The sequence below is a fragment of the Rhodococcoides kyotonense genome, from assembly GCF_900188125.1.
Taxonomy (GTDB): Bacteria; Actinomycetota; Actinomycetes; order Mycobacteriales; family Mycobacteriaceae; genus Rhodococcoides; species Rhodococcoides kyotonense.
In genome coordinates this window covers 223,943-245,210 of sequence record NZ_FZOW01000008.1, presented here as the reverse complement: position 1 = coordinate 245,210, position 21,268 = coordinate 223,943, and the positions used below count along the sequence as shown (strand labels likewise).

Genomic DNA, 21,268 nt, shown 5'->3' with positions numbered 1-21,268 from the left:
CTCATTTGAGCAGCGCCCGGGACATGACGACACGCTGAATCTGGTTGGTGCCCTCGTAGATCTGCGTGATCTTGGCGTCGCGCATCATGCGCTCGACCGGGAAGTCCGTCGTGTAGCCGGCTCCGCCGAACAGCTGGACGGCGTCGGTGGTGACCTCCATCGCGACGTCGGATGCGAAGCACTTGGCCGCAGCGGAGATGAAGCCGAGGTTCTTTTCGCCTCGCTCGGCGCGAGCTGCCGAGGTGTAGACCATGAGGCGGGCGGCCTCGACCTTCATCGCCATGTCGGCGAGCATGAACTGAACAGCCTGGAAGCTCGAGATCGACTGCCCGAACTGCTTGCGGTCCTTGGTGTATTCGATCGCGGCGTCGAGCGCACCCTGAGCGAGGCCGACGGCCTGAGCACCGATGGTCGGGCGGGTGTGGTCGAGCGTCTGCAGTGCGGTCTTGAAGCCGGTGCCGGGCTCGCCGATGATGCGGTCGCCGGGGATCTTGCAGTTCTCGAAGTACAGCTCGGCCGTCGGCGAGCCCTTGATTCCGAGCTTCTTCTCCTTGGGGCCTACGACGAATCCTTCGTCGTCCTTGTGCACGATGAACGAGGAAATCCCGTTGGCGCCCTTGTCGGGATCGGTCACAGCCATGACGGTGTACCAGTCGGACTTGCCGCCGTTGGTGATCCAACACTTGGAGCCGTTGAGGACCCAGTCGTCACCGTCGGCCGCGGCGCGAGTGCGCATGCTGGCCGCGTCGGACCCTGCCTCACGCTCGGACAGCGCGTACGACGCCATCGCGCCGCCTGCCAGCGACGGAAGGACCTGCTGCTTGAGCTCCTCGGAGCCGTTGAGGATCAGGCCCATCGTGCCGAGCTTGTTGACGGCGGGAATCAGCGACGACGACCCGCAGACGCGAGCGACCTCTTCGATGACGATGCACGTCGCGACCGAGTCGGCGCCCTGGCCGTCGTACTCTTCGGGGACGTGGATGGCATTGAATCCCGAGTTGTTGAGAGCAATCAGCGCTTCCTCGGGGAAGCGCGAGTTCTCGTCGACGTCCTTCGCGTACGGCGCGATCTCCTTCTCGGCGAGGGCGCGGATAGCAGCGCGCAGCTCACCGTGCTCCTCGGGCAGCTGGAAGAGATCGAAGTCCGGATTTCCGGCCATGGGTGGCACTCTCCTTGGGGGTCGACCAGTGGGCACTGAGTGCCACGGATAGATCCAGAGTAAGGGAGAGGATGGGCGGAAATCAAGAGTCGGTGGCACTGGGTGCCAGGCCTGGTGCCTCCTGACCGCTTGAATGGTTCATTCATACGATCTGATGGCTTGGATGTGAACATTCAAGCGGTCAGGAAAAGTGCTCACCCAACGCCCGGGCGATGGCATCGCGTGACGCCCCGCGCGGGAAAACGGCGACCACGACCTCGTCCGACGACGGCTCGAAGCCGGCCCTGACCTTGGACAGTGCGGCCTGCAGGTCCGCCGGGGCGGTCTCGATCCCGTCGCGAATCATGCGTCGGAGCATGTAGTTGTGGGTTGCGGTGACGCTCGCGCAGTACTGGATGGTTTCCAGGTGAGAATGCTCGGGGATCGCGCGTCGTAGGTAGTCGACGAACAGGCGTTCGTACCGGAACACGGTCACGATCTCGCGGTCACGCAAGGCCGGATTGACGTGTACCACCTGGTAGCGGAGCCGCGCATACTCCTTCCATCCGGAGAAGCGGTCGAAGACGAGCTGGGCCGCATCGCACACTGCCACCCATGGGTCGTCGTGCTCCTGATCCAGGAATTCCGCGGCCTGTGTCAGCAGGATTTCGTGGTCGGCGAAGATGACGTCGTCTTTGCCCCGGAACTGACGAAAGAATGTACGACGCGAAATCCCGGCGGCTTCGGCGATGTCGTCGACCGAAGTCGCGTCGTACCCGTCGACCGAGAACAGGTCGAGAGCTCGCTTTGCCACGGAGAGGCGGAATGCCTCGGGGTCCTCGGTGTCGCGCATAGGTGACGAAGGTAGTCGAGTTCGGAGTCCGCCGGAAAATAACCTCCCCCATTCGGAATCCGAACCCCCTGCAGAGGGTTCGGATTCCGAATAGGGGAGTGGATTCGTGCGGGTGCTCACGGTGTGGCCGGTAGAGTCGCCTGTACGCACCACCGCGCTGGAAGGATGCACGTCTTGGCTCTCGTCGCAGGTATCGATTCGTCCACTCAATCGTGCAAAGTCTTTGTCCGCGATGCAGATTCGGGTGAGGTGGTTCGCAGCGGGCGGGCGAAGCATCCGGACGGTACCGAGATCGACCCCGCGGTCTGGAAGGACGCGCTCGAGACGGCGATCGCCGACGCGGGTGGTCTGGGTGACGTCGACGCCGTGGCCGTCGGTGCTCAGCAGCACGGGATGATCTGTCTCGACGAGCAGGGAAGCGTCGTACGTCCGGCTTTGCTGTGGAACGACACCAGGTCGGCGTCGTCCGGCCGCGATCTGGTCGACGAGTTGGGCGCGCAGGAATGGGCCGACGCGGTCGGCGTGGTTCCTCTTGCATCGATCACCGTCAGCAAACTGCGATGGCTCGCGGACAACGAACCTACGAGCGCGGATCGCGCTGCGGCCGTGTGTCTTCCGCACGATTGGCTGAGTTGGCAGCTCGGGGGCGCGTCGGGACTCGACTCGTTGGCCACCGATCGTGGTGACGCCAGCGGCACCGGCTACTTCTCTGCAGGAGCGAACGCGTATCGACGGGACCTGCTCGAGCTGGGTATGCGAGGCCGACAGCCGCAGCTGCCGCGAGTGGCTGGACCGTCCGAGCGCATCGGCGAGACCGCGGGCGGGGCGCTCATCGGGCCCGGCACCGGTGACAATGCCGCGGCGGCGCTCGGGCTCGCTGCTGGTGTCGGCGACGTCGTCGTGTCCATCGGCACGTCGGGGGTCGTGTCCGCGGTCACCGATGTCGCGGCGGCGGACCCGTCGGGCATCATCGCCGGATTCGCCGACGCGACGGGACGGCAGTTGCCTCTGGTCTGCACGTTGAATGCCGCGCGGGTGCTCGACGCGACCGCGTCGCTGCTGGGAGTCGATCACGCGGAACTGTCCAGGTTGGCGTTGTCCAGCCCCAGCGAGGGGCTCGTTCTCGTCCCGTACCTCGAAGGCGAACGAACGCCGAACCGTCCCGATGCGTCGGGCGCCATTCATGGTCTCCGACTGGGGAATTCGACGCCCGGGCATCTCGCGAGGGCCGCGGTCGAAGGTCTGCTGTGCGGATTGGCCGACGGTATCGATGCACTGCGCAACGCGGGAATCGAGACACGACGCGTTCTGCTCGTCGGCGGCGGCGCGAAATCGGAGGCCTTGCGCGAGTTGGCCCCCGCGATACTCGGTGTGCCCGTTGTGGTTCCGGAGCCGGGCGAATATGTCGCCGACGGCGCGGCGCGTCAGGCAGCATGGGCCCTCGCCGGTACGCCCGAACCGCCGCAGTGGGCGTCGGCGCCCGCTCGGACGTACGAGGCAGATCCGACACCGGCGATCCGCGAAAGATACGCGGAGGTCCGGGATCTGACGGAAGGGGCGTAGCCCATGTGCACGAAAATGCATAGCCCACTATGTATTTTCGTGCACATGGGGCGCAGCCCCCTCACATGAGGAGTTGCTGACCGATCAGGACGACCGCGCCGACGGTCGAGACCGCGATCGCAGTCAGCCGGAGTCGCCGGCGGTCCATGACGCGATTCACGAAGCGCGACAACACGTAACCGAGCACCGCGGCCGGCGTCAGCAGGACGAACAAGAACGCGGTGTGCGACGTCACCGCGCCCGCGGCAGCCAGCGCGGCGAGCGACATCACCGACCCGACGAGGAAGAATGCGCTCATCGTGCTGCGCAACTTCGCGCCGGTGTTGCGTTGCCACACCAACGCCATCGGCGGGCCGCCGATGGACGTCGCCGTGGCGAGGAGGCCCGATGTCGCGCCGGCGAACACCAGATTTCGCCTGCGCGGCAACGGGATCCAACCGAAGGACGTCAGAGCGATACCGAGCAGGACGACGAGCGCCAGCATCAACGCCAGTCCCCGCTCCGGCAGTGCGACCAACAGCAGAGCGCCCGCCACGGTTCCGGGTACGCGACCTGCGAGGGCCCAACTCGCGCCCGAGAAATCCAGAGCTGCCCCGTCTCGCGCCAACACCATCAGGCTGACGACGATCGCCAACATGATCAGCGTGCCCGGCACCAACCCGGGATCGACGATCGCGACGATCGGTGCGGCCAGCATTCCCATGCCGAACCCGATCGAGGCCTGCATGCACGAGGCGAAGAAGATAGCGAAAGCGACAACTGTGAACTCGACGGTGGTCACGACGAGGCTGCCACGAGCCCCAGGTCGTCGTCGACGAGAGGGTAGTGGCATTCGGCCATGTGGTCGGCTTCGCTGCGGTCGAGTGCAACGGGAGGTGCATCTGCCGCGCACTTGTCCGTCGCCTTCCAGCATCGCGTCCTGAACCGGCAGCCCGACGGGGGATTCAGCGGCGACGGAACCTCGCCCTTCAGCAGAATGCGCTCACCGCGCGACTCGGCGTCGAGCTTGGGTGCTGCCGACATGAGTGCTGCGGAGTACGGGTGACTCGGCCGGTCGAACACCGCGTCGGTAGCGCCGGATTCGACGATCCGCCCGAGGTACATGACGGCGACGCGGTCGGCGACGTGCCGAACGACGGACAGGTCGTGCGAGATGAACACATAAGAGATGCCCAGTTGCTTCTGCAGGTCGTTGAGCAGGTTCAACACTTGAGCCTGCACCGAAAGGTCCAGCGCGGAAACGGGTTCGTCGCAGATGATCACATCCGGGTTCAATGCCAGAGCACGTGCGATACCGAGACGCTGACGTTGTCCACCGGAGAATTCCTGCGGGAACCGGTGTTCGTCACTGGGCCGCAGACCCACGAGGTGCAGCAACTCACGTACGCGTGCAGAGCGATCACGACGAGTCTTGTACAGGCTCTTGTGTGTTCGCCACGGCTCGCTGATGATGTCGCCTGCGTTCATGCGCGAATTGAGCGAGCCGTACGGATCCTGGAACACCATCTGGACGCGTCGACGAAATCCGAGAAGGTCCTTGCCCCGAAGCGAGAAGGGGTCGACGCCATCGAAGTCGACGGTGCCGGCATCGGGCCGCTCGAGCATCATCAACGTTCGCGCGAGAGTCGATTTGCCACAACCGGATTCACCGACCAGACCGAGGGTCTCGCCGCGTCGTAGATCGAGATCGATGGAGTCGAGTGCTCGGAGATTCCCGCCGCCGACCTTGAACGTCTTGTTCAAGCCGCGGACGGTCAGTAGCTGATCAGGCATGAGACACCTCGTTCGAAAAGTGGCAAGCAGAGTAACGGCCGTCGCCGACGGGCTCGAGCTTCGGGCGCTGTGCGACGCAGATGTCGCGTGCCAGTGGGCATCTGGCTTGGTAGACACAGCCGTCGGGAACGGAGTGGAGATCGGGCGGGGTGCCGCCGATGGACTTGAGGTCCTCGCCGCGTTCTGCGTGTACCGGGACCGAGTCGAGCAGACCCTTCGTGTACGGATGGCGTGGACTTCCGAAAACCTCGGACACCAAGCCGGTTTCGACGACGTTGCCGGCGTACATGATGGCGACACGGTCGGCTTCCTCGGCGACCAGTGCGAGGTCGTGGGTGATGAGGACGACGGCCATGTCGTGTTCGGTCCGGAGATCTCGCAGCAGCGTCATGATCTGCGCCTGAACGGTCACGTCGAGGGCCGTGGTCGGTTCGTCGGCCAGCAGCACCGACGGGCTGAGCGCCACGGCCATCGCGATGAGCAGACGCTGACGCATGCCGCCGGAGAACTGGTGCGGATAGGAGTCCGCGCGCGATTCGGGCTGCGGGATCCCGACGCGTTGCATCAGCGAGATCGCTTCTTTTCGTGCGTCTTTCGCACTCATGCCGCGGTGTATCCGGAATGGCTCGGCCAACTGCGTGCCGACGGTGTAGACGGGGTTCAGTGCCGTCAACGCGTCCTGAAAGACGATTGCCAGCTCGGTGGCGGCGATGTGGCGTCGTACCTTGTTCTTGGCGGTGACGAGGTCCACGTCTCCGAGTTCGACGGATCCGTCGGTGATGTCCGCGATCGGTTCGAGCAGGCCGACGATGGCCTGCGCCGTCATCGACTTGCCGCAGCCGGATTCACCAAGGAGAGCGAGGGTTTCGCCGCGTCGCGCGCTGAAGCTCACGTGGTCGACCGCGCGGATGACGCCCGACGGTGTGCGGAGATCGACGGTTAGATCGTGGACGTCCATCGCGACACGGTCGGTGTCGGAATCCTGTTCCCGGGCAACTGCAGGTGCACTCATGAGACGACCTTTCGGACGGGGAGAAGGCGGGACTTCGCCGAGCGGGGAACGGTGAGACGCCAGCGCTGCGCCGGATCCGTTGCGATGCGTGCCCAGGCTGCGAGCACCGTCGCGGAGACGGTCGTGATGACGATGGCGAGGCCGGGGAAGAACGACAGCCACCATGCGGTCTGCAGGTAGGTGCGGCCCTGCGCGACCATGAGTCCCCAGCTGACGTCGGGCGGCTGAATTCCGATGCCCAGGAAGCTGAGTGACGATTCGGCCAACATGACGAAGCAGAAGTCGAGGGTCGCGACGGTGAGCAACGTGGGCAGCAGGATCGGCGCGACGTGGCGTCGGATCACCGCTCCGCTGGATGCGCCGAAGGTGCGGGCGGCGTCGACGAACAGCCGGCTCTGCAGCTCGGCCGACTCGGCACGAGCGGTGCGGAGGTAGATCGGAATGCGCGTGATGGCAAGCACCAGAACGATGTTCGCGGCGCTCGGGGAGAAGACGTACAGCACGACGACGGCCATCAGCAGCGACGGGAAGCTCATGATGACGTCGGCCACGCGCATCGCGGTGGTTTCGCGCCACCCGCGGTGGTAGCCGGCCCACATACCGATGATCGACCCGATGATGGCAGACAGGACGACAGCGGGAATCGCGACCGAGAGCGTGGTCTGGCACGCGACGATCAGCCGGGCGAGCATGCTTCGGCCGAGCGGATCGGTGCCGAGCACGTTCATCCATCCCGTGTCGAGGGTGAACGGCGGCAGATTCGACTGGTTCAGATCCTGATCGGACGCGGCATCGCCGACGAGCATCGGCCCGAAGATCGCCGTCAGGAACACCAGGACGAGAATTCCCGCGGCGACGGTGGCGACACGGTCACGTAGAAGCAGCTTCCACAGTGGAGCGGAGCTCTTCCTGGACACGGGCGTGGGCTCCGGAACATCCTCCGGCTCCGAGGTTTTCGGGGCTTCGAAATCGAGTGACATGATGGCCTCCTAGACCTTCGCCTTGTCGCGAACACGGGCGTCGAGCAGTGCGTAGCAGGCGTCGATGACGATGTTGAGCACGAAGATACTGACGGCCGTCAGCAGCACAGCCGCTTGAAGAACGGCGAAGTCGCGCTGCAGGATCGCGTCGATCATGAGCTTGCCGATTCCGGGCCAGCCGAAGATGGCCTCGACGACGACCGCGCCGTTGACGAGACCGACCATGAGATCACCGGCGACGGTCAGTGCGGGAGCGGCTGCGTTGCGCAGCGCATGGTGGGTGACGACGCGAACGTCGCTCGCGCCCTTGCTTCGTGCGAGCCGCACGTAGGGCGCCGACAGCGCCGCGACCATCGCACCGCGGACCACTTGAGTCAGTACACCGAGCGGGCGGATGAGCAGCGTGGCGATCGGCAGGATCCACGACAGCATTCCTGCACCGGTTCCCGACGTCGGGAGCACGCCGAAGGTGACCGCGAAGAGCCAGACGCCCATGATCGCGAACCAGAAGTCCGGGATGCTCGCGGCCGTCATGGACAGCAGGCTCGAGATCCGGTCGGCCAGCGAGTTCGGGCGGTACGCGGCCCAGCAGCCGATGACGACGGCGCCCAGGATTGCCAGGAACATCGTCATGAACGCCAACTGCAGCGTGGCCGGGAATGCGCGAAGAGCCATCGTCGACGCGGCCTCGCCGGTCCGCAGCGAGTCGCCGAAATCGAGATGTACGACGCCTTGCAAGTAGTCCCACAGCTGCGTCAGGAGCGGTTGGTCGAGGCCGTTGGTTGCCCGGAACGCCTCTCGCTGTGCCTGCGTGGCGGACTCGGGAAGGTAGAGGCTGGTGGGGTCACCGGTGAGTCGCGCCAGGAAGAACACGCCCAACAGCACGACGATCAGCGGTACCAGGCTGGTGTAGATCCGGCGGCGAAGGAATCTGAACATGGTGGGCCTCAGTCCGTTTCGGCCGCGTCGGCGCGGGTCATGGCGGCGAGATGCATCTCGTCGACGGTTGCGGAGTTGGGTGTGTAGTCGACCGAGTCCGCCTTGGCGAGAACACCTTCCATATGCGCGATGAACGCCATCTGCATGATCTCCTTGGGCTCGTCGGCGAACAGCTGGGCGTACGCATCCTGTCGAGCGTCACCGGTCAGCACGGCGGCCTCCTCGACTCGCTTGTCGAACTCCGGTGTACCGCCTGCGCTCTGGAACCCTTCGCTCATCAGGTACTGGTCGGCGGTGAAGGCTGCGTCGCCTGCCTGGTTGCCGTGCTGGATGACGAGGAGGTAGGGCCCGACCTTCGGGAACGGGCGCTCCTGGTATTCGGCGGTTCCGGCTGAGTCCGTCATCTCGATCGACACGTTCATGCCGAGCTCGGACAGGGCGTACTGGATCACTTCGAGGGTCTCGTTGACCTTCGGGAACTGGCCGGTCCGACCGATGAGTCTGATCGGTGCGTCGACCGGGACGCCGTCGGCGCGCGCCTCGTCGATCAGTTGCTGCGCCCTCGCCGGATCGTAGGGCCAGGGCGTCATGTCGTCGTTGTAGCCGATCACGCCGTCCGACACCAGCTGCGCTGCAGGCTTTCCGAGCCCCTGGAACAGTGCGTCGACGATGCCGTCGCGATTGACGGAGTAGTTGATCGCCTGCCGCACGCGGATGTCGTCGAGGGGCGGTTCCTCGAGTTGGATGCGCACCGCGGTGGTCTCGTTGTTGGGGTACGCGACGCCGAGGTCGCCTGCGCCGTCCTCGGGTCCGAGTGACGTGGCGATCTCCGCCTCGCCGTTCGCGACCATCGACGCGCGAACGCTGCCTTCGCTGCGCCACTGGTACGTGGCACGGGCGTAGTCGGGTGCTTGTCCCCAGTACGTCTCGTTGCGGACGAGTGACAGTCTCTGGCCGTAGTCCCAGTAGTCGATCGCGAACGGTCCCGTACCGATCGGTTCGCGGACACGTTCGGTCATGCTGTACGTCCGCGGCACCATCTCGACGAAGGACAGCTTCAGCGGGAGGATGGGGTCCGCGGCCGGCGCGGCCACACTGATCGTGAGTGGATCGACGACGCGGACCGTCAGATCGGCGTCACCGAAGACGTAGCCTTCGACGTTGCACCCGAGGTCGGAGTTGACCGCTCGTTCGATCGAGTGCGCGGCGTCCTCGGCTTCGAACGGGCTGCCGTCGCTGAACGTCACGCCGGGGTGCAACTGGAACGTCCACTCACGGTCCGAGACCTGAGTCCAGGAGTCGGCGAGCTTCGGCTCGAGTGTGCCCTCGCTCGGGTTCCGTTCCATCAGCGGTTCGGTGATGTTGGACCTCGTGACGACGCCGACGGATGTCAGGGAAACATCGCAGGCTTCGAGTGTGGGTGGCTCTTCCTGCAGAACGATGCGGAGCGTGTCGGCACTGGCGGCTGTCCCGCTGCCGGAGTTCGCCACCGTGCATCCGCTCGCGATCATCGAAAAGGCAAGGGCGCCAGCGGTGATGACCGCCGAGCGCGTGGTCCGTCCCTGCTGCACTGCTCGTGCAGGGCTCATGGGGGCCTCCAAGGGAGAAGTGATGTGCGTCTTCGTCAGTGCAGTAGCCGCACCTGTGACGGTAGACACACGGTAGGAGCAGGGGAAATCGCCGTCAACCGCGCTCGAGGCTGTGTACAGGGAGTTTCCCGCGTCACAATCGAGCAGATTATGCGTCCGACGTCACAACTTACGGCATCTGACCTGGTAGGACGCGGTTTTGTTAGGAGACCCATGGTTGGCAGAAGAGCGTTATCATGCCGTTTGAGTATCAATCCATGTTATTTACGTGTTGGACAGGTATCTGTAATCCGGCATAACGTACTGGGAAACGCGCACGGTGAGGAGTTTCGCGATGACAACGGTCGAGTCGAAGAAATCGGTTGAGCAACAACAGGATTCGAGAACCAGCGGCCGGGTGCTCAGGGTCGGCCCGCTGAAGCCGTCACTGGTGGACACACTTACCGACGACTACGACGCCCTCGTGCTCCCCGATTCCCCGGAGCGGGCAGGCTTCCTGGCCGAGCACGGCGACTCGATCACCGCGGCTGTGACGTCGGGCCGCACCGGCGTCGACGCGGAACTGATCTCGCAGCTGCCGAACCTGGGCGCGATCGTGCACTTCGGCGTCGGGTACGACACCACGGACGTCGAGGCGGCAAGCGCGCGCGGCATCGGCGTCAGCAATACTCCCGACGTACTGACCGACTGCGTCGCCGACCTCGCTGTCGGTTTGGTCATCGACGCCGTGCGTCAGGTGTCGTTCTCGGACCGCTACGTTCGTGCGGGCCGCTGGCTGTCGGAAGGCAACACCCCGCTGACGCGTCAGGTCACCGGCAAGCGAGTCGGCATCATCGGGCTCGGCCGCATCGGAAGTGCCATCGCAGACCGTCTCGTCGGTTTCCGTTGTGCCGTCAGCTATCACAATCGGAACGAGATCGACGGTTCGCTTTACACCTATTACTCGACGCCTGCGGCTCTGGCCGCCGGCGTGGACATTCTCGTGGTGGCGGCGTCGGGTGGCTCGGGAACTCGCCACCTCGTCGACTGTGACGTTCTGGACGCGCTGGGACCGCAGGGGTATCTGGTGAACGTGGCTCGGGGAAGCGTCGTCGACGAGAATGCTCTTGTCGAGCGCCTCGCCGATGGGCGCCTCGCGGGCGCGGGTCTCGACGTCTTTGCACACGAACCGTCGGTGCCGGAGAAACTACTGGAATTGGACAACGTCGTCCTGCTTCCCCACGTGGGTAGTGGCACGGTGGAAACCCGAGCAGCCATGGAGGCTTTGACCGTGCAGAACCTGGATCAGTTCCTCGCCGACGGCACACTGACGACGCCGGTGAACCGGTGACCGTCGTCGTCGGCTACTCGCCGACCGCAGAAGGCAAGGGCGCGTTGCCGTTCGCATTCGGCGAGGCCCTGCAGCGTGGGACCGATCTGATCATCGTCGCGGAAGAGGACAGCGCGTCCGAGGAAAGTTTCGGTGCCGCCGTGCAATCGGCGCGCGACGAAGCCGACGCCGCAGGTGTGGTCGTGAAGGTCCACGACAACGAGTCGGGTCGCTCGCACGCCGACAACCTGATCGATCTGTCGTACGCCGAGGGAACCGACCTCGTGGTGATCGGCATCCGTCGTCGCTCACCCGTCGGAAAGCTGTTGATGGGCAGTATTTCTCAGCGCGTCATCCTCGAGTCGCAGAGTCCCGTGACGGCCGTCAAGCCGCCGGTGGGGTTGCCGCGCTGAACAGCGTCGAACGCGACGAGAAAGCCCCCGGCTCCTGTGGAGTCCGGGGGCTTTTCTCTATCGGGGCGGAATCACCACCAGCCGAGGCTCTGACCGTTGGTGAAGATGTTGAACGCGTCGCCGAGCAGAGAGAACAGGATGCCGAGCATGTGAGGGGTGTTCCTTTCGTAGTGCTGTCCGAGATTCCGTCGCCCCGGGTGTCGACTCTATGTCGTCGGTACGACCGATTTCGTTAGCAGTGCTTCGATCAGCTCCACTCGCGAGTCGGCAGGACGTCCGACATGAACCTGTGCAGTGCGGGGTTGTCGTTGTCCGGTCGCCAGGCGGCGTGCAGCTCGACGGGCCGCTTGGGTGTCGTGTCGATGGGTCGGAAGACGACCCCCTCCGGTTGCATCGTGCGGGCCGATTCGGGAACCAACGCCATGCCGATTCCGGAGCGCACCAGCACGAGCATCGTGTGCACCTGCGTCACGTATTGCACGTATCGGGGCGTGACACCGACGACGGTGAACGTGCTGATCAGCAGCTCGTGAAAATAACGAGCGTCGACGGGTGAGTACATGACGATCGCCTGGTCGTCGAACTCCTCGATCGTCAGCTTCTCCTGCTGGGCGAGCGGGTGCGCGGCAGGCAGGGCGGCGACGAAGGATTCGTGCAGAACCGGTCGTGACGCGATGCCGGGGCGGTTCAGAGGGGGCCTGGCGAGTCCCAGGTCGATGTCGCCGATCGCGAGCGACTCCATCTGGACAGCCGAGACCATCTCGCGCAGAACGATTTTGACGTCGGGCAGCTCTTCTCGCGCCTTCTCGAGCAGTTGCGGCAGCACGGCGTGGGCCGATGCCCCGGTGAAACCGACTGTCACAGTGCCGAGATCGCCGGTGGGGACACGGCGGACCGTCAGGACGGCGCCTTCGGCGAGATGGACGATGCGTCGGGCATCGGGTAGAAAAGCGACGCCGGCTGCGGTGAGGGTGACGGAGCGGCTGGTGCGGTCGATGAGTTGCACACCGACTTCGTTCTCGAGCTGCTGGATCTGTCGGCTCAACGGAGGTTGCGTCATGTGCAGTCTCTCGGCGGCGCGACCGAAATGCAGCTCTTCTGCCACCGCGATGAAGCAGGTCAGCCGGTTGAGAGAGAACAATTCATTCACTCCTGATATCGAAGAAAGCCGCTCGCGGTCAGGTCGGGTATCAACCTAACGCACGAGCGGCCTTCGACGATCGGTTACCAGCGTGGACTGGTGTTCTCGAAGGTCGCGTCGATGCTCTGCATGTATCCGGTGTCGTCGCGGTCTCGAAGACCGCAGTCCAGATACTGCTGATGCAGTGCGGCAAGAGCGTCGTCGTCGATCTCGATACCGAGGCCAGGCCCGGTGGGAACCGCGACCGCACCGTCGACGATCTTCAGAACCCCAGGCTTGACGACGTCCTCGTTCTTCCACGGCCAGTGCGTGTCACAGGCGTAGGTGAGGTTCGGCGTGGCCGCTGCCAGATGCACCATGGCCGCCAGGCTGATACCCAGATGGCTGTTGGAGTGCATGGACAGACCCATGTCGAAGTTGTCGCACACACCTGCGAGCAGGCGGGAGCGCTGCAGTCCACCCCAGTAGTGATGGTCGGACAGGACGACCTGAACGGAGTCCTTCAGTACTGCAGGCTTGAGCTGATCGAACGCGACGACGCACATGTTGGTCGCCAGCGGCATCTTCGCCTCGCGCGCGACCTCGGCCATCCCGTCGAGCCCGGGTGTCGGGTCCTCGAGATATTCGACGATGCCGTCGAGTTCGCTCGCCACCCGGATGGACGTGTCGACGGTCCATGCGGCGTTCGGATCGAGGCGTAGCGGGAGTTCCGGGAATGCCTCCCGCAACGCCTTGATGCCGGCGATCTCCTCGTCGGGCGGGAACACCCCACCCTTGACCTTGATCGCGCCGAAGCCGTACTCGTCGATCATCTTTCGCGCCTGACGGACGAGGCCTTCGGGATCGATCGCCTCACCCCACTCGTCGGGCTCGGCTCCGGGATGCGCCGCCCACTTGTAGAACAGGTAGGCGCTGAACGGCACCGTGTCTCTTACCTTGCCGCCCAACAGATCCGACACCGGACGACCGAGAGCTTTGCCCTGAACGTCCAGACATGCGACCTCGAACGGGGAGAAGACGCGATCCGTCGTGCTCGCCGTCGTGATCATGCCTGCGACCCCGTCACCGCCGGTGATGGTCGACGACGCCAACTGGGTGTCGATCGCCTCGCGAATCGCGTTGAGTGCGAACACGTCCAAGCCGGTGATGGCCTCGGCAGCCGCTTCCAGCCTGGCGACGTGCGCGGTGTCGGCGTACGTCTCACCGAGGCCGACGATGCCGGCCTCGGTGTCCAGCTGGATGATTGCCCGCAGAGCGTACGGCTGGTGCACGCCGACGGTGTTGAGCAGGGGAGGATCGACGAAGGCTACCGGTGTGATTCGGGCTCCGGTGATGCGGATGGAGTCGACCATCAGTGCACCGCGAGCTCGTCCGCGAGTACTGCGCGTCCCGCGGCGACGATCTGCGTGAGTTCGGTCAGGTGCTGCGCGCTGATGTCGACGAGCGGCGGGCGAACCGGTCCGGCCTCGATGCCCTCGAGCGTGACGCCTGCCTTGATCAGCGAGACCGCGTAGCCGGGGACCTGGTCACGCAGACGCACGAGCGGGTGGAAGAAGTCGCGAAGCAGTGCCGCCGTGAGCTTCTCGTTTCCGGTCTCGAGCGACTGGTAGAAGGCGAGTGCCAGTTCGGGAGCGAACGCGAACGTCGCCGACGAGTACAGCGTGACACCGATCGCCTTGTAGGCCTGCTGGGACACCTCGGCCGTCGGAAGGCCGTTGAAGAACTGGAAACCCTTGCCCGACGCCTCGAGTGAGTCCAGCACTGCACGGACGATGCGGCCGACCTGATCGAGATCGCCTGTGCCGTCCTTGAATCCGACGACTGTCGGGAACTGGGCGACCTCGACGGCGGATGCTTCGGTGAAGCGTGCGTTGCCGCGGTTGTAGACGATCAGGGGCAGGTCGGTGGTGTCGGCAACGGCCTTGGTGTATCCGACGAGTCCGGCCTGCGGCATCGTCACGAGGTACGGCGGAAGGAGAAGAATACCGTTGGCGCCATTCGCCTTTGCGCTACGAGCAAATGCCTTGGCCTGTGCGACGGATCCGCCCGCACCGGCGTAGACGGGGACGCGACCGGCGACGACGTCGACCGCGGTACGGACGATCTTGCCGAACTCCTCGAGGTCCAGCGCATGGAATTCGCCGGTGCCGCAAGCGATGAAGACTCCACCGGGGCCTGCGTCGACACCCTTGGCTACGTGTGCGGCGAGAAGGTCGTAGTCGACCTCGCCTGCATCGGTGAACGGGGTGACGGGGAAGAAGAGGACTCCGTCGAGCATTGTGTCTCCTAGATGTGAAGGGGGAAGGTGTCAGTCTTGGGTGAGCTGGCCGTCGATGCGGCGCCAGATCTTGTCCGGATTACCGTCGGCGATTGCGCTGGGCAGCAACGACTTCGGCACGTCCTGGTACGCGACCGGACGGAGGAAGCGTTCGATGGCAAGCGATCCGACCGAGGTGGTGCGCGAATCGGAGGTGGCGGGGAACGGTCCGCCGTGGACCATGGCGTGGCCGACCTCGACGCCGGTGGGCCAGCCGTCGAACAGGATTCGTCCGGCCTTGAGTTCGAGGATGTTCAGCAGCTTGCCTGCGTCGGCGTGGTCCGCTTCGTCACCGTGGATGGTCGCGGTGAGCTGGCCTTCGAGGAGTGCTGCGACATCGCGTACCTGCTGCGCGTCGGTGCAGCGGACGATCAGGCTGGACGATCCGAACACTTCCTGCTGCTCGACCTCACTCGTGACGAAACTGTCTGCGTCCGTGACGAACAGTGCCGCGCGGCAGGCGTTCGGTGCATCCGTCTCGGTGCCGCGCGCGACGGTGGTCGCCGACTTTGCGAGTTCTTCGACGCCACTTGCGTAGGACGCGGCGATGTTCGGGGTCAACATCGTCGTCGGGGTGCTCGCGGATACAGCCTCGTCCGCGGCCTGCACGAAGGCTTCGAGGCCTGGGCCGTCGACGGCGATCACGAGTCCGGGGTTGGTGCAGAACTGGCCGGAGCCGAGCGTCAGGGATGCGACGAAGGCACGTCCGAGATCGGCTCCTCGTGTCTCGAGAGCCGCGTCGAGCACGAAGACCGGGTTGATGGAACTCATCTCGGCGTAGACGGGGATCGGCTCCCGGCGTCCTGCGGCTGCGGCGACGAGAGCTGTTCCACCCGAACGTGATCCGGTGAAACCGACTGCCTTGACGCGAGGGTCGGTGACGAGCGCAGTGCCGAGTGTGCGACCTGAGCCGTACAGCAGCGAGAACGTGCCCGACGGCATTCCCGTGGAGGCCACGGCGTCGGCGATGGCGCGGCCGACGAGCTCGGAGGTGCCGGGATGCGCGTCGTGCGCCTTGACGATGACGGGGCAGCCTGCAGCGAGCGCCGACGCGGTGTCGCCGCCTGCGACGGAGAACGCGAGCGGAAAGTTGCTGGCGCCGAACACGACGACGGGGCCGAGGGCGACCTTTCGCTGACGGATGTCGGCGCGCGGGAGTGGCGCGCGGTCGGGGAGTGCCGGGTCGATGCGGGCGCCGTTCCAACTGCCCTCACGCAGCACCGATGCGAACAGTCGCAGCTGACCCGTCGTGCGGCCGACCTCGCCGGTGATGCGTCCGACGGGAAGGCCGGACTCGGCGACGGCCCGCTCGATCAGGGTGTCGCCGAGGGCAGCGATGTTGTCGGCGATGGCGTCGAGGAACTGTGCACGGGTCTCCGACGACGTCGATCGGTATTCGTCGAACGCCGCGGCCGCGGCAGCTGCAGCCTGTTCGACCTGTCCGAGGTCCCCGTGCCGGTAGGACGGCTCCAATGTCTGTCCGGTGCTCGGGTCGATCCCGTGAACGGCGGTGCCGGTGCCTTGAACGGACTGTCCGGCGATGATCGACGCGCCGACGAGTTCGGTGGACTGCGTCAATGAAGCTGTCATAGGAGACTCCTGTTCCGTGTTGTTCGGTCAGCTACGTGACCTGACTCACTGGCGACGACGCTATGCCTTCGATTGATACGTGTCCAAGACCTTTAACTGCGCTGTCGATGCAACATGGGTATCACTGCACGTCTGGACGTGACGTGGGCGAACGGCCGCACCGATGCCGATGATGGATCAATCCATGCGTTGATGGTGTTGGACAGGAATCAATTTAAGTGCTTAGGTTTTTGTGAGCCGAGTCACTGAATCTCCCCGCCGAAGAAGGTTCGATCATGAACGCGCAGAACACCACTCCCGTCGTCGCCCAGATGCGCGTAGTCCCGATCGCCGGGCACGACGGCATGCTGCTCAACCTCAGTGGCGCCCATGCGCCGTACTTCACGAGAAACTTGGTCGTGCTGACCGATTCCGACGGTCGAGTAGGCGTCGGTGAGGTGCCCGGCGGCGAGCCTATCCGGCGCTGCCTCGAGGATGCACGGCCTCTCGTCGAAGGCCAGTCGGTCGGTGCCTACAACGCGATTCTCGGTTCGATGCGAAAGGCATTCGCAGACAGAGACTCCGGAGGGCGTGGTGCGCAGACGTTCGATCTCCGCATCGCGGTGCACGCGGTCACCGCTGTGGAGTCGGCGCTGCTGGATCTGCTGGGACAGCATCTCGGCGTCAGCGTCGCCGCCCTTCTCGGTGACGGCCAGCAGCGCGAGAAGGTCCAGGCTCTCGGCTACCTGTTCTTCGTCGGCGATTCGGCCAAGACGGACCTCGCGTACCGCACCCCCGGTGACGAAGAGGCAGGCGCCGACGCGTGGCAGCGGGTGCGTCACGAGGAAGCCCTGACTCCCGACGCGGTGGTCCGGCTCGCCGAGGCGGCCCAGGCGCGCTACGGGTTCCAGGATTTCAAGCTCAAGGGTGGTGTGTTGCCTGCGGCCGAGGAAGCTGCGGCGGTGACGGCACTGGCCGAGCGGTTCCCGGATGCGCGAATCACGTTGGATCCCAACGGAGGATGGCTACTGCAGGAAGCCATTCAGACATGCCGCGGGTTGCGCGATGTACTCGCCTACGCAGAGGATCCTGTCGGCCCCGAGGGCGGCTTCTCCGGCCGTGAAGTGATGGCCGAGTTCAAACGTGCCACCGGACTGCCGACCGCGACCAACATGATCGCCACGGACTGGCGCGAAATGGGCCACACCATCCGCTCGGGTGCCGTCGACATTCCGCTTGCCGACCCGCACTTCTGGACGATGAACGGTTCCGTCCGCGTCGCGCAACTGTGCGACGCGTGGGGCCTGACGTGGGGATCGCACTCCAACAACCACTTCGACGTCTCCCTTGCGATGTTCACTCATGTCGCCGCTGCAGCTCCGGGCAACATCACCGCCATCGACACGCACTGGATCTGGCAGGACGGGCAGCGAGTCACGAAGGAGCCCTACGAGATCGAGGGCGGTTACCTCACTGTGCCGGACAAGCCAGGCTTGGGCGTCGAACTCGATTGGGAGAGAGTCGATGCGGCGCACGAGCTGTACCAGCGCGAAGGGCTCGGCGCGCGCGACGACTCGATCGGCATGCGGTACCTGATCGACGGCTGGGCGTTCGACAGCAAGCGTCCTGCGCTCGTGCGATGAAGATCGTCGTAGGTGATCGAAACGTACTGCCGCACAAGGAGCAGTTCCTTCGCGAGCTCCCCGATGATGCCGACGTGGTCTGGGTCGTGCCGTTCGACGAGGCTGCGGTGATCACCGAGTTGGCCGACGCGGACGTCTACGTCGGCGGCAAGTTCAGCGCCGCGATGGGCAAGGCTGCTCCACAGCTGAAGATGGTGCACGTCGTCGGCGCCGGGACGGACAACGTCGACCGATCAGGACTCGGGCCGGATGTTCAGGTCTGCAACACCTTTCACCACGAGCAGTCGATAGCCGAGTACATCGTCGCGGCCACGGTCATGATGCGTCGTAAATTCTTGTCGCAGGACCGGGCCCTGCGGACCGGACTGTTCGAGACGTCGGTCTACGACCCGTCGATCCCGCAGCCGTTGTCGCTGAGCGGCGCTCGAATCGGATTCGTCGGGTTCGGGCACATCGGCCAGAGGGCGTGGGCGTTGTTCGAGGCGTACGGATGCGTCGGGGCTGCGGTGACCGGCAGCGGGAACGCCGACGGTGCACTCGAATGGCACTCCGATATTTCGGATCTCGGAAAGCTGATGGAGTGGTCCGACGTCGTCGTCGTATCGGCGCCGCTGACCGACGCCACGCGAGGGATGATCGGCGCGTCCGAACTGGCGGCTCTCGGGCCGGACGGGGTCCTGGTGAACGTCGGTCGCGGACCGTTGGTTCAGGAGCAGGCACTGTTCGACGCGTTGTCGGACAGGACCATCGCCGCTGCCGCCATCGATGTCTGGTACCGGTACCCGGGGCCTGATGGCGTCGGGAAGCCGAGTTCTCTTGCCTTCGAGGAGCTTCCGAACATCCTGATGACCCCGCACTCGTCGGGCGTCACGCATCACACGTTCGTCGGGCGGGTAGGCGATATCGCGCAGCGCATCCGCCATGTGCACGAAAATACATAGTGCCTTCGGGTCGTTCCGCAGGCTCCACTCCTGCCGCTATGTATTTTCGTGCACATGGGGCGAAGCCCCCTACCGCACGCCTTCGGCCCTGAGCTCCCGGGCCCACGCGTCGGCGTGCTTGGTCAGTACACCCGCGATCCGCTCCAACTCACCCGGGTACGACGCCACCTCCGCCGGCATCGACACGCTCAATGCGTCGGTAGCCGGAATTCGATAGGGCACGACAGTGGCGATACAGACGACACCGGGCGTGCCCTGTTCCTGCTCGAGCGACCACCCGCGCTTGCGAACCTCGGCGAGCTCGGCGATCAGTGCATCCCGGTCGACGATGGTGTTGTCGGTGTACCGCTCGAGCTTCTGGGGGAGCAGCTGCGTGACCTCGTCGGTGGTCAGCTCCGCGAGCAGCGCCTGGCCCAACGCGGTGACGTGACACGGCAACTTGCGGCCGACGCGGTGCATGCGCCTGACCTCGAGCTTCGACCCGCGGCTGGCGAGGTAGATGACCTGGTCCTCGTCACGTCGGGCGAAGTGAACGGTGTGCCGCACATCGGAACGTAGAGCCTCGAGCACGGCCGCAGCACGCCCCACCACCGAATCCTTGTCGAGGTAGGACGTGCCGGTCAGCAGTGCGTGCGTTCCGATGCCGTAGCGCGAACCGGACTCGTCGGCCTCGATCCACCGCAGGTCCTTCAGGGTGCGCAGGAGCGCGTGCAAGCTCGATCGCGGGTACTTGCACGCCTCCTGCAGTTCGCCCAGACTCATGCGCGTCGGCGACGCCGCCAACGTCTCGAGAATGTGGATGGTGCGTTCGGCGGACTTCACCGGGGTAGTGGCCTCTTTGACGTCGTTCACCATGAGGACAGTGTCCCTCATTTCGAACGATGTTTCACCCACGGACGCACTTTTCACGACGAACTCAGTATTCGCCGACGAGATTCGCCGAGATGAACTCGTGGTCGAACTCCTCACCCAGGCCCGGGCGCTCCGGCATCTGCACGATGCCGTTCGAGTCGATGGCGTCGACGATGGACTTCAGGTGCGGCGGAACCCAGTCGTAATCGGTGTGCGGGTGCAGCAGTCCGCGCTCGTACCACTGGATATTCGGAGCGCCGCCGACGAGCGCGAGGTTCGGCGCACCGTTGCCGTGGATCTCGCACTCCAAGCCGAAGCCGTCGGCCATGTGCACCGTCTTGAGGGCAGGTGTGATGCCGCCGCCGTTCATCGCTCCGACGCGGAGGATGTCGCATGCCTCGTTGACGATCCACTCCGACCGTGACTTGTGACGACCGGGCGTCGTCTCGGGCCCGATCACGGGGGTGTCGATCTGATCCGCGAGCCACTTGTACGAGCGCAGCGAGAACTCGTCCATCGGCTCCTCGAACCACGCGAACTTCAGCCGGTCGAGCTCGCGACCGAGCGTGAGTGCCTCGGTCCGCGAGTACCAGTGATAGCCGTCGAGCATCAACGAAAACCCTGGCCCGACGGCATCTCGTACCGCCGCGCATGCATCGATGTCGCGGCTGACGTTCGGTGCTCCCGGCAGCGGCGGCATCCACGTGTGCAGCTTGATCCCTTGGTAACCGCGCGCTTTCAGGTCGATAGCGAAATTCGCATAGTCCTCGGGGGTGGCCAGCCCACCGTCGATGTCGTCGCCGCACATCGTACTGGCGTACGCCTTGACCTCGGACCGAGAGCCGCCCAACAACTTCCACACCGGGGTGTCGAACTTGTTGCCCGCCAGGTCCCACAGAGCCTGGTCGATGTAGCTGAGTGTGTGCTCGGGCAGTTCGACGGCCTTGGTCCGCTGGCGAATCGCGAATTTCTTCTCGATGGCTTCTCGGGCGAGCGGGTCCGTCCCGATCAACACCGAGCGGAACGATTGCTCCACCTGATCCTGACGCAGGTAGTTCGGCTTTCCGAGTGCGTAGCCGCTCACGCCGTCGGAGTCGGTGATTCGCAGCAATGCTTGCGTGGTCTGAATCGACGGTCCTGGATGGCGGTGTCCGTACGAGTCGACCGCAGTGCGTGCCTCCGTCTTGAACACCTGCACGGCAACTTCCGTGATGACGCTGGACATGATGGATGATC

At 64.9% G+C, this 21,268-nt stretch carries 18 protein-coding genes and 1 pseudogene; 5 read left to right on the top strand and 14 right to left on the bottom strand.

From position 1 onward, the window contains the following. Nucleotide 1: 1 nt before the first annotated feature. Complete coding sequence (locus tag CHB96_RS15530) at nucleotides 2-1,159, bottom strand: acyl-CoA dehydrogenase (RefSeq protein ID WP_089247730.1); 1,158 nt, start codon at nucleotides 1,157-1,159, stop codon at nucleotides 2-4. A gap of 181 nt (nucleotides 1,160-1,340) precedes the next feature. Continuing rightward, nucleotides 1,341-1,991 carry a TetR family transcriptional regulator gene (locus CHB96_RS15525; RefSeq protein WP_089247728.1) on the bottom strand — a complete coding sequence of 217 codons (651 nt, stop codon included), beginning with the start codon at nucleotides 1,989-1,991 and terminating at the stop codon, nucleotides 1,341-1,343. A 174-nt stretch (nucleotides 1,992-2,165) separates the two neighbouring features. Here CHB96_RS15525 and xylB point away from each other — a divergent pair, with 174 nt between their 5' ends. After that, nucleotides 2,166-3,554: a xylulokinase gene (xylB, locus tag CHB96_RS15520; RefSeq protein ID WP_089247865.1), complete on the top strand. Its 1,389-nt coding sequence runs from the start codon at nucleotides 2,166-2,168 to the stop codon at nucleotides 3,552-3,554. A 61-nt stretch (nucleotides 3,555-3,615) separates the two neighbouring features. On the opposite strand, the gene CHB96_RS15515 is transcribed toward xylB, so the two are convergent. Genes CHB96_RS15515 through CHB96_RS15490 form a run of 6 tightly spaced genes read right to left on the bottom strand, consistent with a single transcriptional unit; the run spans nucleotide 3,616 to nucleotide 9,847 of the window. Continuing rightward, entirely contained in the window at nucleotides 3,616-4,335 is a 720-nt protein-coding gene (locus tag CHB96_RS15515; protein WP_176444310.1) for a sulfite exporter TauE/SafE family protein, read from the bottom strand. Beyond that, a complete protein-coding gene (locus CHB96_RS15510) occupies nucleotides 4,332-5,327 on the bottom strand; it encodes an ABC transporter ATP-binding protein (protein WP_089247724.1) in 996 nt (331 codons plus the stop codon). Before CHB96_RS15510 ends, CHB96_RS15515 begins: the two co-directional genes overlap by 4 nt. After that, nucleotides 5,320-6,339, bottom strand: coding sequence for an ABC transporter ATP-binding protein (locus CHB96_RS15505; RefSeq protein WP_089247722.1), 1,020 nt, complete (start codon nucleotides 6,337-6,339; stop codon nucleotides 5,320-5,322). The genes CHB96_RS15510 and CHB96_RS15505 overlap by 8 nt, the downstream gene beginning before the upstream one ends. Further along, on the bottom strand, nucleotides 6,336-7,319 hold the full coding sequence (locus CHB96_RS15500) for an ABC transporter permease (protein ID WP_089247720.1): 984 nt from the start codon (nucleotides 7,317-7,319) through the stop codon (nucleotides 6,336-6,338). Before CHB96_RS15500 ends, CHB96_RS15505 begins: the two co-directional genes overlap by 4 nt. A 9-nt stretch (nucleotides 7,320-7,328) precedes the next feature. After that, nucleotides 7,329-8,258 carry an ABC transporter permease gene (locus tag CHB96_RS15495; RefSeq protein ID WP_089247718.1) on the bottom strand — a complete coding sequence of 310 codons (930 nt, stop codon included), beginning with the start codon at nucleotides 8,256-8,258 and terminating at the stop codon, nucleotides 7,329-7,331. A gap of 8 nt (nucleotides 8,259-8,266) precedes the next feature. Continuing rightward, nucleotides 8,267-9,847: an ABC transporter substrate-binding protein gene (locus CHB96_RS15490; RefSeq protein ID WP_176444309.1), complete on the bottom strand. Its 1,581-nt coding sequence runs from the start codon at nucleotides 9,845-9,847 to the stop codon at nucleotides 8,267-8,269. A gap of 334 nt (nucleotides 9,848-10,181) precedes the next feature. Here CHB96_RS15490 and CHB96_RS15485 point away from each other — a divergent pair, with 334 nt between their 5' ends. Then, nucleotides 10,182-11,177 carry a 2-hydroxyacid dehydrogenase gene (locus tag CHB96_RS15485; protein WP_176444308.1) on the top strand — a complete coding sequence of 332 codons (996 nt, stop codon included), beginning with the start codon at nucleotides 10,182-10,184 and terminating at the stop codon, nucleotides 11,175-11,177. Beyond that, nucleotides 11,174-11,569: a universal stress protein gene (locus tag CHB96_RS15480; protein WP_089247716.1), complete on the top strand. Its 396-nt coding sequence runs from the start codon at nucleotides 11,174-11,176 to the stop codon at nucleotides 11,567-11,569. The genes CHB96_RS15485 and CHB96_RS15480 overlap by 4 nt, the downstream gene beginning before the upstream one ends. Nucleotides 11,570-11,816: 247 nt before the next feature. On the opposite strand, the gene CHB96_RS15475 is transcribed toward CHB96_RS15480, so the two are convergent. The 4 genes and pseudogenes from CHB96_RS15475 to CHB96_RS15460 form a co-directional block, all read right to left on the bottom strand. After that, on the bottom strand, nucleotides 11,817-12,710 hold the full coding sequence (locus CHB96_RS15475) for a LysR family transcriptional regulator (protein WP_089247859.1): 894 nt from the start codon (nucleotides 12,708-12,710) through the stop codon (nucleotides 11,817-11,819). 83 nt (nucleotides 12,711-12,793) lie between these two features. Next, nucleotides 12,794-14,062, bottom strand: coding sequence for a glucarate dehydratase family protein (locus CHB96_RS15470; RefSeq protein WP_089247714.1), 1,269 nt, complete (start codon nucleotides 14,060-14,062; stop codon nucleotides 12,794-12,796). Next, nucleotides 14,062-14,991: pseudogene (locus CHB96_RS15465) on the bottom strand (5-dehydro-4-deoxyglucarate dehydratase); the annotation flags it as partial. The gene CHB96_RS15470 and the pseudogene CHB96_RS15465, both read right to left, overlap by 1 nt. A gap of 27 nt (nucleotides 14,992-15,018) precedes the next feature. Beyond that, entirely contained in the window at nucleotides 15,019-16,617 is a 1,599-nt protein-coding gene (locus tag CHB96_RS15460; RefSeq protein ID WP_089247710.1) for an aldehyde dehydrogenase (NADP(+)), read from the bottom strand. A gap of 275 nt (nucleotides 16,618-16,892) precedes the next feature. Between CHB96_RS15460 and gudD the strand changes: the two genes are divergently transcribed. Both gudD and CHB96_RS15450 read left to right on the top strand, forming a co-directional pair. Continuing rightward, on the top strand, nucleotides 16,893-18,239 hold the full coding sequence (gudD, locus tag CHB96_RS15455; RefSeq protein ID WP_089247708.1) for a glucarate dehydratase: 1,347 nt from the start codon (nucleotides 16,893-16,895) through the stop codon (nucleotides 18,237-18,239). Then, nucleotides 18,236-19,180, top strand: coding sequence for a 2-hydroxyacid dehydrogenase (locus CHB96_RS15450; RefSeq protein WP_089247706.1), 945 nt, complete (start codon nucleotides 18,236-18,238; stop codon nucleotides 19,178-19,180). Before gudD ends, CHB96_RS15450 begins: the two co-directional genes overlap by 4 nt. Nucleotides 19,181-19,249: 69 nt before the next feature. Here the strand turns inward: CHB96_RS15450 and CHB96_RS15445 are convergent, their stop codons facing one another. Both CHB96_RS15445 and CHB96_RS15440 read right to left on the bottom strand, forming a co-directional pair. Continuing rightward, a complete protein-coding gene (locus tag CHB96_RS15445; protein ID WP_089247704.1) occupies nucleotides 19,250-20,053 on the bottom strand; it encodes an IclR family transcriptional regulator in 804 nt (267 codons plus the stop codon). A 43-nt stretch (nucleotides 20,054-20,096) separates the two neighbouring features. Further along, nucleotides 20,097-21,257: an enolase C-terminal domain-like protein gene (locus CHB96_RS15440; RefSeq protein WP_089247702.1), complete on the bottom strand. Its 1,161-nt coding sequence runs from the start codon at nucleotides 21,255-21,257 to the stop codon at nucleotides 20,097-20,099. Nucleotides 21,258-21,268: the final 11 nt, after the last annotated feature.